A 14,840-nucleotide genomic window follows, 5' to 3' on the forward strand; every position below is an offset into this window, starting at 1 on the left:
ATCCGGGCGCGATGGATTGTTGCGCCAGCGGGACAATCATCGGTGGTCAGCCGCGCTGAGGCGGCGTATTGGTGACAATCAGGTCTACAGTGAGCGTTCTCGCAGGACAAAAAGGTTCTTCACGGATTGCTGGGAAACGCAGCAGAGGCGGCCGGGTTGCGGCCAGTTGCAGCCGTTCGCCCTTGCGGCCAACCGCACATTCAAATGGCCGTCCCGCGCCTGACATCGGACCTTCCAATGCCGACGATAGAATCATCGAGCCTGGTAGGCCAGGCTCGCTGGTGGGCTGAATCGTCCCAATCACAGCGCCACCTCTTATTCCCTTCGCGAAGTCTCACGCATTCGTTGTGCGAATACGGGGTGGTGGCTTCTGAACTGGGCACGGCACACTCGTTAGATTGGCCTGAATCTATTCATCGGGGCGGTCAGCCCCTTCGGGTGGGGATGAGGATGTCACCGAGGCTCGACCGTACGACGCTTGCGATAGGTGACCGCCACGGCAAGTGCCGACGGCGCGGAAGGCGCTTCTCCTTCAGACCCGGAAGCGGCGGTCGGGAGGGTGTCTGCCGACGTTCCGGATACGCCGGTTCCTTCGGATGTGGCTCCGGGCAGGGTTGGAGCCCCGGAAGAAGATTCAATGTCGCCCGCCGGACCAGTGAGGTCGGACTCCAGGTTCGCAGGAAAGGCCCTCGCACGCGGCGCATCGAGGTCGACCTCGCCATGAGGCTGCGAGTAGTCAGACAGGGCCCAGAGCGTGACGAGCGTCCTGGCTTTAGAAGGCGTGCAGGCAATATATTTCTTGACGGCCTTCAGCTGGTTACGCAGGCGCGCAACGTGAGTCGCGTCGTCCACATGCAGGTCGTCGGCGAGCATCATTGGTGTGATGTCGAGCTCATGAGCCGCTCCCGCTTCAAGCCGCACGATGATGGTCTGGAGGGTCTGCCAGTCAGGAAACCCGCAGCCGATGGCCACCGCATCAAGCGCATGGCTGTACTTCAGCGCGCCCTTGCCACCCGCCAGCTGGATGAGCAGTTGCGCCTTCTGCTTTGCCCATTCCGACGAAATTACGTACTGCGCTTGTGACCCGCGTGACATGCCCTGACCTCGTACATCCGTGACCCGGTCTACCTTAACACCCCGGGCGGTTCCGTTCAACGCAGGTCAGGGACAAGGGCGTCCTGTCCATGAGTGCGGCGGCCGGGCAAACAGGGTCACGCTATACCTTGGGTACCGGCGTACATGAGGACTTTACGGATGGAATATTTTCTCGAGACGGACGACGGCACGTCAAACCGCCCAGCGTCGTAGTCGTCAACGGTCCTTGCCGGACCGACTACCTATAACGGCCGACAACTCGCCGGTCGAGACGACAGCGCGAATGGCAGTTGTACCTCCGAAAGCTGACTTTGGAGCGACGTCGGGTCGAACGGCCGCAATGGCCGAGTCAAACGCATCGGCTGTCCGGCAGCATTCTGGGAAGTCGGGAAGGAGCTCATCGTGAAGTGCACCATTCATGACGTGGTTGTACTATCGCGGCCGCCTGAAGGGCCGCTAGCCGTGGGGCAGCAACATCTGCTGCTGCGGCTCGTAGGGGAGATAGCTTGTTGGCATCTTCTGACAACGTTTCCCCCGCCCGGCCGGATGACATCAGATTTCTGCCGCGCAAGCTCATTCTAGTCCATGTCAATACAGAATGAACTTATGTAATATTATTCAGGATACCGAACGCACCTGCTGCCACAGAACGCCTTCCCCCTGCTGATCCCGCGACGGCGATTACCGTCGCACCTCGAATAGCGCGAGGTATCCCTCCTCATTCTCTGCGTGACGTAAGAACATAAAGGCGCTCCAAGTATGCGGCGACACTCTGGTTACCGCTGGCGAAGCTCGAGGTTTACGGCTAGGCGAGGCTCCATCAGATCGAAATAGACGCATAGCGTAAACTGACGCTCCCACGCTTCGCGCACGAGGCGCTCAGCATGGCGGTTACACCTGTCGAAAACGTGCTCGCGGCCTTGGTTTGTGACCAGGCGGAAGGCCTCGAAATCGCCAAATCGATCGTAGAACAACGCGTCGACCTTACCTGTGACATCGTGAGGTTCAGGGTGGCCATGGCAGGTTGGGGCTGACGGCAGGGGCTGGCACCAGTTGCCCTTGGGCGAGGGGTAGATCTGGCTCGGATCCCCGCCCAACCCGGTAACGCGATCGGCGATTTGCCCCAGGTATCGTTGCAGCACTGGGTAGAAGCGAGAATTAACCGGGGTAGCAGAGAAAATCCATCGCAATACTGAGAGTGTCCGCTGCTCTGCCGGGAGCATATCCTGTGAAATCGTTACAGGAATGCCCACCTGGAATGCGCCTAGCACCAGCCTCCACGAGTCCGATGGCGACGAGCCGACCGCACGGACAATTCGGGTATCGTCCTCGACCGCAACATGCGTGATCTGCCGCACAAGAACGTTCAGACTCTGCCCCGCCTGCAGGTTCTGCGGGAGTTGCACGGAGAGCAGCCCCGCGATGTTACCGCTGCCCGGCGGAACCGGCAAATAGACGACCCCTTGGGCCGCGCAGCGCAGCGTGAAAGCATCGATCATCTCGAAGGCGTTCGTGACGTAAAGGTCGCTTGCAAGCTGAAGGATTGCCGCCGCGCTTAAGCTCGGCTGATAGATAGTCGCCTCACTGCCCGGAGGCAAGGCGGTCCAGTCGAACATCAGCTCATCCAGCCTGGTTTGCCGTGCAGAGGTGGATCTGATATCGAAAACACTTGATACGAGATGTGCCAGCGGCCAGCCGGGGTTCTCCGCCGGCACGAGATCCAGGTTGCGTTGTGCCAGCTTGTCGGATTGTGCGGTTGATGCGTTTTCCGGGACCGGATCGGGCGGATAGTTGATCTCCGCCACCATGCACACGTGACGGTTCGCAAGAAGCTGCTGAAGTGGCAGCAGGTTCTGGTTTGCTGGAAACGGCCCGTTGTTGGATGCCGGAAATTCCGGGAAAAGCGGCGTGGTCTGATTTATGTCGAGCCAGCACCCGAAGTAGGCCTCCTGGACAGTTGGACTGGGGCTTATTTGGCCCCACGTCATCACATTGGCGGTGTCCGCTTGCATATCGAGCGAAGGCACGCGGTTCTGCGCGAAGCAGGGAACGGTCGCCAATTCGCCACCGACAATGCCGAGCAGCGGCGCGACCACACCACCGCTGCCGCCAACCGGATAGGTTGTCTCCTGGTCGTAGTTGGTGGCCGACGACATGCAGCGAAACAAGCGAAAGAAAACCCTCCATACGGGGGCGTCCGGCGCAGGCGCGGGAGTCGGTAGCGCGTTGATGAGATAGCGAACGCGGGCGAGCGCGAAGTTGAAGACGTATTGATTATTGACCGTTTGTGAGAGTTCGAGCTGTGATGCCGTCTCATCGGTCGAGATATCGTCGAAAACGCTGGGCGGTGCCTGACCGTTGTTGAGCTGCGACAGGACTTTGGAGATATAGTCGTACGCGTCAGCCGGAGTCGTAAGCTGCGGCTGGGTCGCCAACCCCGCGAGCAGCCCGTTGGCCGGAATCTGAAAGACACGCGTGTCGCAGCTCAAATACCAGGTCTGACCGTGGAGGATATAGGGATCGACTGCAGAGATCAGATCGATTTGCGCGAGACAAGACACGCCCGCAATTGAGGCCGTGAGATTTACCGGCAACTCTGTCCCCGGTGGCCCGAATGCGCTCGCGTCAGCGAACTGCGCCGCGTAGGTGTAGGTGAAACGCTGCGGCGAAGGCGGAAATGAGGGGTTATCAGAGCTGAAACCGGTCGCCTGGAACGTTATGCTCGGTTGCGGCGGATCAAGCACGATCAGCGGCGCGCCAGCGATTGCCTGCGCTACCGTCTGAAATCCCAGACCGCTGAGCGCAAAACCATCGATAACGAGAAACAAGGCCGATGGGAACAGCGCCGGCCCAGAGGCGGGCGGCGTTAGCATCGCCTCAACTTCGGACTGACCGAAACTGCTGCGGTCGAGGGTGAAAAAGCAGTCTTTGTTAACCGGGGGCCATACTTGCGGGCTTGGGGGCATCGGTAGCGGCAGCGGTGGTGACGGCGCGACATAGGGAGGCGCGGTCGGCAACGCCGGGACGTCCGCCGCGGCAACGTGATTTGAGAAGTCGAACGCATCGGTCAAGTCACCAAGCTGTGTCCAGCGGTAGGTACTGATGTTTTGCGGCCGCACAGCGCTCGGAACAACGCCGGGTGCCAGACTGACCACCTGGTAAATGAAGCGCAAAATGGAGGTGTGATCGAACTGCGTTTGGCATACCCGGCCGCCCACGGTCCATGGCGAGATGATGATGCACGGAACTCGGAACCCTGGGCCAATCGGACCGCCAAGAGGCATGCCGGCCGCTGATGCCTGCTGCGGGGAGATCCACTCATTGAGCGTGCCCGGAGGAGCCGTCGGCGGCACCATGTGATCGAAGTTGCCGTCGTTCTCATCGTAGGTGAGGATAAAGACCGTATCGTCCCAGTAAGCGCTTTGCATCAGCGCGCTGATCTTGCCCGCCACATAGTTGGCGCCGGCCGCTGGCGCCCAAGATGGATGCTCGCTCTTGCTGGCTGGCGGCATGATCCACGAGACTGTCGGCAGTGTTCCCTGTTTGAGATCGGTTTCGAACTGCTGTGAGCCCGTGCGCAGTCCGCCGCCGGGCGTCTTGTTCAGTGCGGCTACCTGGTTCAAAGCGTTTTGCCATCCGGTGAAGTATGCGGCAAGGTTCAGGTCGAAGTTGAAATTGTCGCCCGGATCCTCCTCGTAAACTGCCCAATCGACCCCGGCGGCAGAGAGTTGTTCGGGATAGCTGGTCCAGGTGAAGAGCGGGCCCGTAGTTGAAGGCAGGGCGTTGGTTTGGCCGGCTGGAGTCTTGGGATTGTTGAGCGTTGAGCTGATATCGGTTCCAGCGGGGTCTATCGTCCCGCTCATGAAGTAGAGCCGGTTAGGGGTCGTTGGCCCCAGCACTGAGCAGAAGTACGCATCGCAAATAGTGAAAGTCTGCGCCAGCGCGTACTGATAGGGAACATCTGCCGAGGCGTAATACCCCATGGACGTGAGATAAGTCTGGGACATGGGATTGCCCCATTGGTCCATCTTGCCGTTGTTCCAGGCCGTTTGTTGGCCCGTCCAGCCGTGATTGTTGTCGGGAATCGCCTCGGCCGAAGTCGTGCTGACGTCCATGCGAAACGGATACACGATTCCAGACGGAAACTGTTGTGCGAAGACATTGGGCAGTGCGCTGGGATCATAAAAGCCTCGAACGCCGGGCAGCGTGCCAAAGTACTCGTCGAACGATCGGTTCTCTTGCATCAGGATGATGATGTGCTTGATGCTTGCGAGCGAGTCCATGCGTGCCTCACTGGTAGCGTATTCCGGCGAACGTCACCGCGGATTCCGGCGCAACATGACCGTTGCGCACGAGAGAGTGTTACGCAGTGAAATTGTAGGTCGCGCCCTCTCGATGAGTCGATTTTTTAATTCCTGGTTCACGATGTTTGCATTCCCAAGCTGGACGAGCCGGAACCAAACAGGTAGTACGATGCCTAGCCATATAGCCAGCCGATGTCGAAGTGAACCATCGAGGAAGATCTGATTGAGCGTCACGCGGCGAATCTGCGCGGCATGCTGTCGTGCTTTGACCCGATCCTAATCACGGGCACGCTGCCCGGTGCGTGCTACGCGCTGGGCACGACGGGTTTTCTGAACGCCCAGCGGATTCGCATATTCGACTACGCCGGGTTCGCCGAGCCCCTGCGCGAACGCATCCGTGAGCGTGCGCAAGAGGTCTGCGCCGCAGCCGGCATCGAGATCGAGCACGTCAGCAAGAGCCACATCCGCAAGGAAGGCCTGGTAGAGCGAGGGCTTTGTCGCGGTAAGGATCGAAGGGCGAGCGTGATCGGTATGCGAAGTACTGCTTATATTGCGAAATTGTAGAATTGATCAGCGGCGGACGGGTGGGCTCCGCGAGCGAACTTCATCTGTCCTTTCACGATCATGTGCATCAGTTCGATACCGGCCAGAAGGATCCGGGCACGGCGAAAAGTCTTGAATCCCGGCATGGGCCGAGTTCGTCGCTTGATCGCCCGATGATCCTGCTCGATCAGATTGTTGAGATATCTCGACTGGCGGATCTTGATGGGCGTTTCACGGTCGGCATTGATCGCTTCGAGCGCGGCGAGGTTGGAAGCGCTTTTGTCGATGGTCACCGTCTCGGGGGCCCCATTTTGGGCGATCGACTTCTCAAAGTAACGCCGGACTGCAGCCTTGTCCCGACGGGCGCGTAGTAGAAAGTCGATGGTGTTGCCGTTCTTGTCGACGGCTCGGTAAAGATATTCAATCAGCGTTACGTCCACAGTCGGCATAGACCAGAACCAGTCTACAAGTCGAATTGTCCAGGTATGGGCAAACATGATGCTGCCCAACCCTTCATGGTCACTGTCCCCATCCTTGAGGTGCGGTTACCTGTTTCGAAACCGGTGTTGCTATCTGTTCGTCAGGCCACATTGCGATACGTGAAATCTTCGGTTGCCCTTGATCTGGCACGACCCAGGCACTAGATTTTCGTCGTATCTCGCTATGTGGCTCCCGTTCCGGACTGAAGGTCTGCGGCGAAGGCGAGTGGAAGGTCCGCAAGCACGGCTGGTCCAGGCGCCGCACCTGGCGCAATGAGACCATCGATGCTATCGCGAAGAGTAGTAGGCGCGAATGGAAGCAAGAGAGTGGCTACCACCGGCGTTTGCGGGCGGAGGCCATGATGTACAGACTCAAGATACTCACGGGTCCGTGCCTGTGGGCTCGCGAGATCGGCTCCCAGTCGACCGAAGTGTCGATTCGTGTGGGCGTGCTCAACCGCATGTGGCGCTCGCCCGCAGTCCGTCCGTATCGCCTGAGATCGAAAACATGGAGGTCACTTCGTCCCTACGCTCAATTTATGCAACAACGCCAGAAAATCCAAGCGCGATCCACCACGATTTCTAAATCATAACGATAATCACAGAAGGAAATGGCCTGTCCCGCGTGGACATAAATTATTCAAAAACTACATACCCATTCCTACATATTTTCGCGCAGGAAAATACGCTGCTTTGCGTCATAGCCCAGTCTTCATGATTTTTTGATGTTATCTTTCTTTAATGAGTTTTTCAGTTAGTTAACCTTAACACATCTGAGAGGCAATCATGGCATCGTCGTCGGCATACATTCCGATCAAGGGTAGTGAGCATCCTCATCCCGAGGGTAGCAGGAAGTTGGGGCCAACCGATGAATCACAGGAGCTTACCGTAACGATTTTCCTTCGGCGCAGACAGGGCGCTATCAAACCGGCTGCTGAAGCAACAGCGGAAGCAGCCAGCAAAAGGAACTACGATCGTCCACCGAGAGAAACATTTGTGGCAAACCATGGTGCCGATCCGGCAGAGCTCGAGGCGGTTGAGAAGTTTGCCACCAGCGCTGGGCTCGACGTCAAGGCATCAAATTCCGCCAGGCGAACTGTGATCGTAAGCGGCACGGTTGCGGCGATGAACAAGGCGTTCAATCTCCAACTCAACGACTACCAGTACCAGGGCGGCACATATCGTAGTCACGATGGTCCGGTGAACGTGCCATCGTCAATAGCCAGTTATGTAAAAGCGGTTGCGGGTTTGACAGACCGAGAGATTCCCGTGACACATTTTTCAACTGCAGCGGCCGCCCGCAGGCGAGCGAGCACGAATCCACCCAATACTCATCCACTGACCCCAATTCAGGTCGCCGCCCTTTACAACTTCCCATCGGGCACAGGGCAGGGGCAGACCGTGGGACTCTATGAGATGAAGACAAGCGGGGGCCCAGCGGGTTACGCACAATCGGACATCGCGGCAACGATGGCGGCGCTCGGCAATCTTCCCATGCCCACAATCGTCGATGTCCCAGTCGACGGCACGAAAAATTCCGGGCGCTCTGACGGCGAAACCGGCCTCGACATCACGGTGGTCGGCGCCATTGCTCCGGAGGCCACAATCGCTGTCTATTTTGCCGGAGCCCAGACCCAGAACATGATTCACGCCTTGCAGATGATGATTCATCCAGATGCTGGCGAACCTGTACCGACAATCATATCGATCAGCTATGGTTGGGGTCCAGACGACATAGGGTTACCCGGCTTTTCAGACAGCGAGTGGAATCAGTTTTCGATGCTGTTTGAAGACGCGAGCACGAACAGGATTACCGTGCTCGTATCCTCGGGCGACACAGGAGCCTTCGTCGAAAGCAGGACTCAGGCGCAAGTCAGCTACCCTGCATCCGATCCATGGGTCACAGCGTGCGGGGGCACGACCATCGGCAACGTGAACGGGAGCAATTTTGAGGAATGGGTCTGGAATGACGGCCCCGGCGGCGGCGCGACCGGTGGCGGAATCAGCGCGCGCTTTCCGGTTCCATCATTCCAGTCCAAGGCGCCGCTCCCGACACGGGTAAATACCGGACAGGCTGGTCGAGGGGTACCTGATATCGCGGGTAATGCCAGCGAGTACAGTGGCTACCTGCAGGTAAGCAATGGCAAGCCACCTCAACCAGTCGGCGGAACGAGCGCAGTCGCACCACTCTACGCAGGCCTGATTGCACGGATCAACGCGAACAAGGGACATCCGGCGGGCTATCTGAATCCCCTGCTCTACAATCTCCCGGCAACGGTGTTTCGAGCTGTAGGCGGCGCGCCCGGCCCCGTGAACAACAACTATAACGATGTGAAGGGATATTCGGTGAACCCGACCTGGGACGCCTGCACGGGACTCGGGAGCGTCGATGGACAAGCCCTGCAGGCGGCACTTCCATAACCGGTGGTGAACCAGCCAGGTGCCGCCTGGCTGGTGAACCTGCACGCGGCAAATCAACTGCCTGTCGCAGTGCTGCTCGAACGCGCCAATCGCAGTCATTTCTGCCGGCGCGCTGCATGGCCATTCACGCAAAGGTAAAACAAATGTCCCGATTCAATGACATCAGCTTGCGCACGCTGGCGCTAACCGAACCCTCACTGCTCCCGGCGATTGACTGGAGTCTGGTCGGCTGCGAGGCACCCACCATCGTCGACACTGACTATCCTGGGCCAGATGGAGCGCTTCCCTCTGCCGACGCGATCGTGATGACCTGGACCAGCGCTGAATGGGCGGCCATGGACCATGTCTTCATTCGTAGTGGCAAGGCAGAATCGCCGTCATCAGCTGAACCAGCGATCAGCTCATGGTATCTCTACACAGGAGGTGCACCAAATTCCGGATCCGGAGCAAATCGACTTTGGGGTTACTACAAAATCGTCGGTATCAAGACACTCGGCGGGCAAAACCGACGAATCATGCTCTTCAAGTCGGACGCACATCTTGCTCACCCACCATATCTGGACGGCCTGACGCAGGAAGTCAAGAACCTCTTAACCGAGGTCAACCCAAGCCGGCTATATTCCATTGGCACGGCTGGTGGGGCAACCGATGCTCAGAATCTGGGTGATGTTGCGATTACGAACTGTGCGACGAGCAAACTGACGCTACCCGAGAATTCCGGGTCGCCCGAAAACGGCAAGCTGTATTCCAGCTCCTTTTTCCCCAATACAGATAATCTCTTGCCAAAAGTACAGGCGCAACTCTTTTACAAGCTTTCTGATGTCGCCACAATGGACGAGTGGCAGCGCATCCTGCAGCAGGCGAAGCGTGATCCGAAAGACGCCAGCCTGATTCCCTATTCTCTGGCCGACCTGATAAACGGCCCCATCAATCCCGCAAATCTGGGAGCACCCAAGGTTGGAATCTTCCGTGACACGCCGCTTCTGACGACCGACACCTATTTCATCGCGGAAGGCAACTCTCCGCAGTGGGCAGCATTGGAAATGGACGATGCCGTAGTGGCTGCAGCCATTGGACAGGCAACGGTCTCGTTTTCATTCATCCGGAACATCTCCGATGCGGTCGTTGTAGCGGTAGATAAAGCTGGCAAAACCCTACCGGATCCAGCCAGGAATGCCTGGTCAAGTGAACAGTACAATCACTTCGGCGTGTACAGCAGTGTTAACGGAGCACTCGCTGCATGGGCCACGCTCGTTGACTGGTAAGGGTGAGCTCGGGGCGGACCCGAAGCCGCCGAAACGGCTGACTTGCGCAGACCGGATGATAGCCATCCGGTCTGCCTCGATGCCGCCGTCTCTATGTCTCCCATCGACGGCTCACAATGGGGCGCCACTCGGAGGGGTGGCCGGGATTCGTGAAAAATCCGCCACATCTCCGGTCAAGTCACTGATTTAGCCAACTGGTTGCCAGTTTTTCGGGATCATCGAATCTTTCTGCGAACCATGCTGGGGCTGGGTTTCGGCGCGACCGACCCGGTCAGGTTAGAGTCCGGATTTCTGGACGTATGAATGACGGGAAACCCATGCTGGGAGGCCATTCCAACGAAATTGAGCGAAGCGCAGTTCGGGCAGTTTGTCTTGCCGCAACTGGCCAAAGGTCACGGCCGACGCGGCCCAGCACCGACCCTGTCGCTGCACGAGATCTTCAACTACATCCTGCAGGTGCTCTATATGGGATGTCAATGGAAGACGCTACCGATCGACAGGAATGCTCAAGGCCTGACCGAAATTCACTACACACGGATCTACCGGATATTTCGTCGCTGGCAGGCCATGGGTTGTATCGATGGCATCTTTGCCGGCTCGGTTCGCAGGCTTCATGATGACCAGTTGCTTGATTTGACGGTCATTCACGGCGATGGCACGACGACAGCGCGCAGTGCGCCATGATCAGTCACGTCAATTCGATTCGCATTGCTGACGATAACGCCGATTGAACAGCCTGATAGTCGCCATTTCCATCAACTATCCATCCTGCTTCGCAGGTTCGTGAATGTCACCGGCATCCTCCATGCCGCGCAGCCGCGAAACTGGCAACCAGTTGTAAGCCAGGCGACCTACGGGGCACGCCAGGAGGGCGCCTGCTAATCGGCAAAGTCCGCAATCCCGATTCTTACGGGCAACGGCAAGCAGCCGCTTTGACCAAAACGTGCCTTGCGTAGCAAAAAGACAATGAGATTTTCATGGCTTTTGTTCCTTGCTGGTTTGCAATTGTTTCGTAAGCGGCTCATCGATTTCGTTCGATCGATAGTGATGGGCGTCGGAAAGTGCCTTGGAAACAACGGGCGATTTTCTATACTTCGTAATATGTGAAGCATCGAAACGATGTTCATCACGTCGCAAGCGGTGTCAACCTGAACACGGTTTCACGAAGGCCGACAATCTTCCTTGGCGCGACAGCAGCACCCTGCACGCTTGTGAGCGGTGCGTTCATCGTGCATCAAATGTCTACTATCGTCTTCGCATCGATTGATGGATTGCCTGTGACGGCTGGCGTAAGAGACCGTCAACAGGACGACGTCGAAGCGCCAGCGCGTCTTCGACTGAACTGAAAACGGAGATCCACGATGAACACAACTGCAAGGAATGGCGCGCCGCCCGACCAGCCACTTGCCGACACGACGCCGTACGGATACGGGCCCAATGATTCGATCAGCGACGTGACAGAAAATGCGGCCATCACGCATCACACGCTAACGCTCAACGGGAAGCCGATTGCCTATACGGCGCGAGCGGGTCACCTCGTCACAACCGACGCCTATAGCTCGCGGCCAGGCGCCAAAGTGTTCTACGTGGCATTCACTGCTGACGATGCGACGCCGTCTTCGCGGCCGGTCACGTTTTTCTATAACGGCGGACCCGGGTCGTCGTCGGTTTTCCTGCTTCTCGGGTCTTTCGGACCGAGGCGCATCAAGACGAGCATGCCGGCCTTCACGCCGCCGGCCCCCTATGTGCTCGAAGACAACGAGGATAGTCTGCTGGATCAGACTGACCTCGTGTTTATCGACCCGGTGGGCACCGGTTACTCGACGGCGGTCGAGCCGCACACCAACACGGACTTTTGGGGCGTGGACGAGGACGCCGGCTGCATCAAGCAGTTCATCAAGCGTTACCTGACTGTGTTCAACCGCTGGAATTCTCCCAAGTATCTGTTTGGTGAGTCTTACGGCACGCCGCGCACCTGTGTGCTCACGTGGCTGCTGCACGAAGATGGTGTCGACCTGAACGGGATCGTTCTGCAGTCTTCCATTCTCGATTATTCGCAGGCAGGCAACCCGATCGGAATCCTTCCCACGTTCGCGGCCGACGCCTGGTTTCACAAGAAAGTCTCGTTGTCTCCCGTGCCCCCCGATCTGCCGAAGTTCATGGACGAGGTGAGCGCGTTCGCGAGCGGTCCGTATGCGAATGCGTTGAACGCCTACCCCGACATCGATGAGGCGGTGCTCCAGCACCTGAGCGACATTCTCGGCATCCCGCCGATCGTCCTCAAGTACTGGCAGCTCAATCCGTCCGGCGGAAGCGGTTCTGCGTTCCTGACGAGCCTGTTGCTCGATGCCGGGCTGGCCGTGGGCGCCTATGATGGCCGCGTCACGGGAATCGACACGGGCATTGCCGAATTCGTCGCGCCGGATTCGGGCGGCAACGATCCCACGATGGCTGCCGTGGACGGCGTGTATACGGCGATGTGGAACGTGTACCTCAACGACGAATTGCAATACACATCGGTATCGCCATTCATGGACCTGAACGACCTGGCCTTCGACAATTGGGACTTCAGTCATATCGACCCAACGGGGGCACAGAAAGGTGGGGCGGGAACACTGTACACAGCAGGTGACCTTGCTGCCGCGATGTCCGTCAATCCCTACCTGAGGGTGTTTTCGGCCAACGGGTATTACGACTCAGTGACGCCGTTCTTCCAGACCTTCATCACGTTCCAGACCATGCCTGTGGGCAGCGAGCAGATCGATCAGAACCTGTCTGTCCACAACTATCCTTCGGGCCATATGATCTATCTCGACAACGCATCGAGAACCGCGATGAAGACAGACCTCTCGTCTTTCTATGGAGAGGCGCAAGCGCACGTCGCCGCCATCAAGGCAGCGGTTCAGCCAGAGAAGACGGCTATCGAGGGCATTGCGCGATATCGCCGGAGAATGAGTCGCACGCCTTACTGAGGCGCTGACCGAAGCGACACGGCGAGCGGTGGGGCGCGCACCGGCGCAGAGACGAGTGCGGCCCCGTTTGACGCAAAACGGCTGGTGGCAATGCCGAGTGAGGCCATCATGAACGTACCGAATTACAAGCTGCCCGGGAGCCTCAGGCACGTGATGCCCGGCGCCAAGGTATTGGGGCAGGCGAACGCGCATGGTGTCATCGAAGTGACACTGAAGCTGCGGCGAAAACTGGCGCTGCCGGACCTCGAGGCGCGCCCGGCTGCACCGCTGACGCGCGACGAACTCGCGACGCGCTACGGTGCTTCACAGGACGACATCGACAAAGTCACGCAGGTCATGTCGCAATACGGCCTCAAGACGGTCGGTTCGAGCCTGGGCGCGAGGACCGTGCGGCTGGCCGGGCCGGTCAGCGCGATGGAGTCCGCGTTCAACGTAAAGCTCTTCAACTACGCGCACGCGGACGGCAATTACCGTGGGCGTGTCGGCTATCTGTTCATTCCCGACGCGCTCAAGGACATCGTGCAAGGCGTTTTCGGTCTCGACAATCGCCGTACCGTAAGGCGCCGGCGTCAGCCCGTTCACGGGACGACGGCGCCGCAGGCGCTTTCGTCCTCGCATCCGTCATGGTATGTACCCGCGCAGTTCGCAACCCATTATGACTTTCCTCAAGGGGACGGCACCGGGCAGACGGTTGGCATCCTCGAATTCGGCGGGGGGTATTTCTCCAGCGATCTCAGCAAGTTCTGCGAGAAAGCCGGCGTCTCCGTGCCGACGGTGACGCCAGTCAGTACGGACGGCACATCGACCGAGAGCAAGGACGGCGCCGAAGGCGAGGTGATGCTCGATATCGAGGTCATTGCGGGACTGTGTCCAAAGAGCGGGATCGTGGTCTATTTTGCGGCATGGACGGAGGCGGGCATGATCGCCGGACTCGACGCCGCGATGCAGGACAAGACCAATAATCCGGGCGTGCTGTCGATCAGCTGGGGCGCGCCCGAGGGCACGGATATCTGGTCCGATCAGGCGATGTCGCAGATCAACGAAACGCTGAAGGAGGCGGCGTATCTCGGCATGACGGTGTGCGTCGCCGCCGGCGACGACGGCTCGAGTGACGGGCTCGCCGACGGGCAGGCGCACGTGGATTTTCCGTCGTCGAGTCCCTACGCGCTCTCCGTAGGCGGAACGACCATTGTCGATTTCGCGGGCGCGGCGGCGGACGTTGTGTGGATGGAGGGCGACGGCCTGCGGGCCGACCAGGGGGGCAGCTCGGGGGGCGGGGTCAGCGACGTATTTCAGCGTCCGGACTGGCAAAGCGCCATCACGATTACGTCGGTGAATCCTGGTGCCATCACCGGCCGATGCATGCCCGACGTGGCCGCCAATGCGGACTGGAACGCTTCGCCCTATTTGCTGGTGGTGGATGGCCATGCGCAAGCCAATGGCGGTACGAGCGCCGCGAGCCCGCTATGGGCCGGGTTGATCGCCTTGATCAACAGCCAGCTCTCGGGTGGCAAGCGTGTCGGGTATCTGACACCCATGCTTTATCAGACTGCGGGTGCGGGCGGCGCAGCAACGCTCGGGGCGGCCGCTTGCACGGACGTGACGTCGGGCAACAACAACACGGCTTCGGCGGGCGGCTATAGCGCGGGCGCCGGCTACGACGCGGTATCGGGATGGGGTACGCCACAAGGGCAAAAGCTGCTGGCTGCGATCCAGGCGGCGTTGGCATGACTGCGGCTTTCGTCTGGTCGTTTTTCACGT

At 58.9% G+C, this 14,840-nt stretch carries 9 protein-coding genes and 2 pseudogenes; 8 read left to right on the forward strand and 3 right to left on the reverse strand.

Features of this window, described 5'->3' with window-relative positions:
• Positions 1 to 223: hypothetical protein (locus BO1_RS60850; RefSeq protein ID WP_218002874.1), on the forward strand; the 223-nt coding region annotated here is incomplete at its 5' end.
• 230 nt (positions 224 to 453) lie between these two features.
• Here BO1_RS60850 and BO1_RS45915 read toward each other — a convergent pair.
• Together BO1_RS45915 and BO1_RS56770 are read right to left on the reverse strand one after the other, a co-directional pair.
• Entirely contained in the window at positions 454 to 1,095 is a 642-nt protein-coding gene (locus BO1_RS45915; protein ID WP_028223330.1) for a hypothetical protein, read from the reverse strand.
• A gap of 776 nt (positions 1,096 to 1,871) precedes the next feature.
• A complete protein-coding gene (locus BO1_RS56770) occupies positions 1,872 to 5,378 on the reverse strand; it encodes a phospholipase C (protein WP_052409854.1) in 3,507 nt (1,168 codons plus the stop codon).
• 273 nt (positions 5,379 to 5,651) lie between these two features.
• On the opposite strand from BO1_RS56770, the gene BO1_RS45925 reads away from it, so the two are divergent.
• On the forward strand, positions 5,652 to 5,963 hold the full coding sequence (locus BO1_RS45925; RefSeq protein WP_028223331.1) for a hypothetical protein: 312 nt from the start codon (positions 5,652 to 5,654) through the stop codon (positions 5,961 to 5,963).
• Here the strand turns inward: BO1_RS45925 and BO1_RS55610 are convergent.
• Positions 5,945 to 6,364: pseudogene (locus BO1_RS55610) on the reverse strand (IS6 family transposase); the annotation flags it as partial. The gene BO1_RS45925 and the pseudogene BO1_RS55610 overlap by 19 nt on opposite strands.
• Positions 6,365 to 6,618: 254 nt before the next feature.
• Here BO1_RS55610 and BO1_RS58605 point away from each other — a divergent pair.
• The 6 genes and pseudogenes from BO1_RS58605 to BO1_RS45955 form a co-directional block, all read left to right on the forward strand.
• Positions 6,619 to 6,919, forward strand: a pseudogene (locus BO1_RS58605) (IS5/IS1182 family transposase); the annotation flags it as partial.
• 288 nt (positions 6,920 to 7,207) lie between these two features.
• Positions 7,208 to 8,842, forward strand: coding sequence for a S53 family peptidase (locus BO1_RS55615; protein WP_084688799.1), 1,635 nt, complete (start codon positions 7,208 to 7,210; stop codon positions 8,840 to 8,842).
• A gap of 116 nt (positions 8,843 to 8,958) precedes the next feature.
• Positions 8,959 to 10,107: a hypothetical protein gene (locus BO1_RS45940; protein WP_156992782.1), complete on the forward strand. Its 1,149-nt coding sequence runs from the start codon at positions 8,959 to 8,961 to the stop codon at positions 10,105 to 10,107.
• A 303-nt stretch (positions 10,108 to 10,410) separates the two neighbouring features.
• Positions 10,411 to 10,791, forward strand: a complete 381-nt coding sequence (locus BO1_RS55620; protein WP_245644110.1) for a transposase — start codon at positions 10,411 to 10,413, stop codon at positions 10,789 to 10,791.
• Between the two features lie 677 nt (positions 10,792 to 11,468).
• Positions 11,469 to 13,079 carry a S10 family peptidase gene (locus BO1_RS55625; protein ID WP_043289063.1) on the forward strand — a complete coding sequence of 537 codons (1,611 nt, stop codon included), beginning with the start codon at positions 11,469 to 11,471 and terminating at the stop codon, positions 13,077 to 13,079.
• Positions 13,080 to 13,187: 108 nt separating this feature from the next.
• Positions 13,188 to 14,810, forward strand: a complete 1,623-nt coding sequence (locus BO1_RS45955) for a S53 family peptidase (protein ID WP_043289069.1) — start codon at positions 13,188 to 13,190, stop codon at positions 14,808 to 14,810.
• Positions 14,811 to 14,840 lie beyond the last annotated feature (30 nt).

The organism is Paraburkholderia oxyphila NBRC 105797 (assembly GCF_000685075.1).
Classification (GTDB): domain Bacteria; phylum Pseudomonadota; class Gammaproteobacteria; order Burkholderiales; family Burkholderiaceae; genus Paraburkholderia; species Paraburkholderia oxyphila.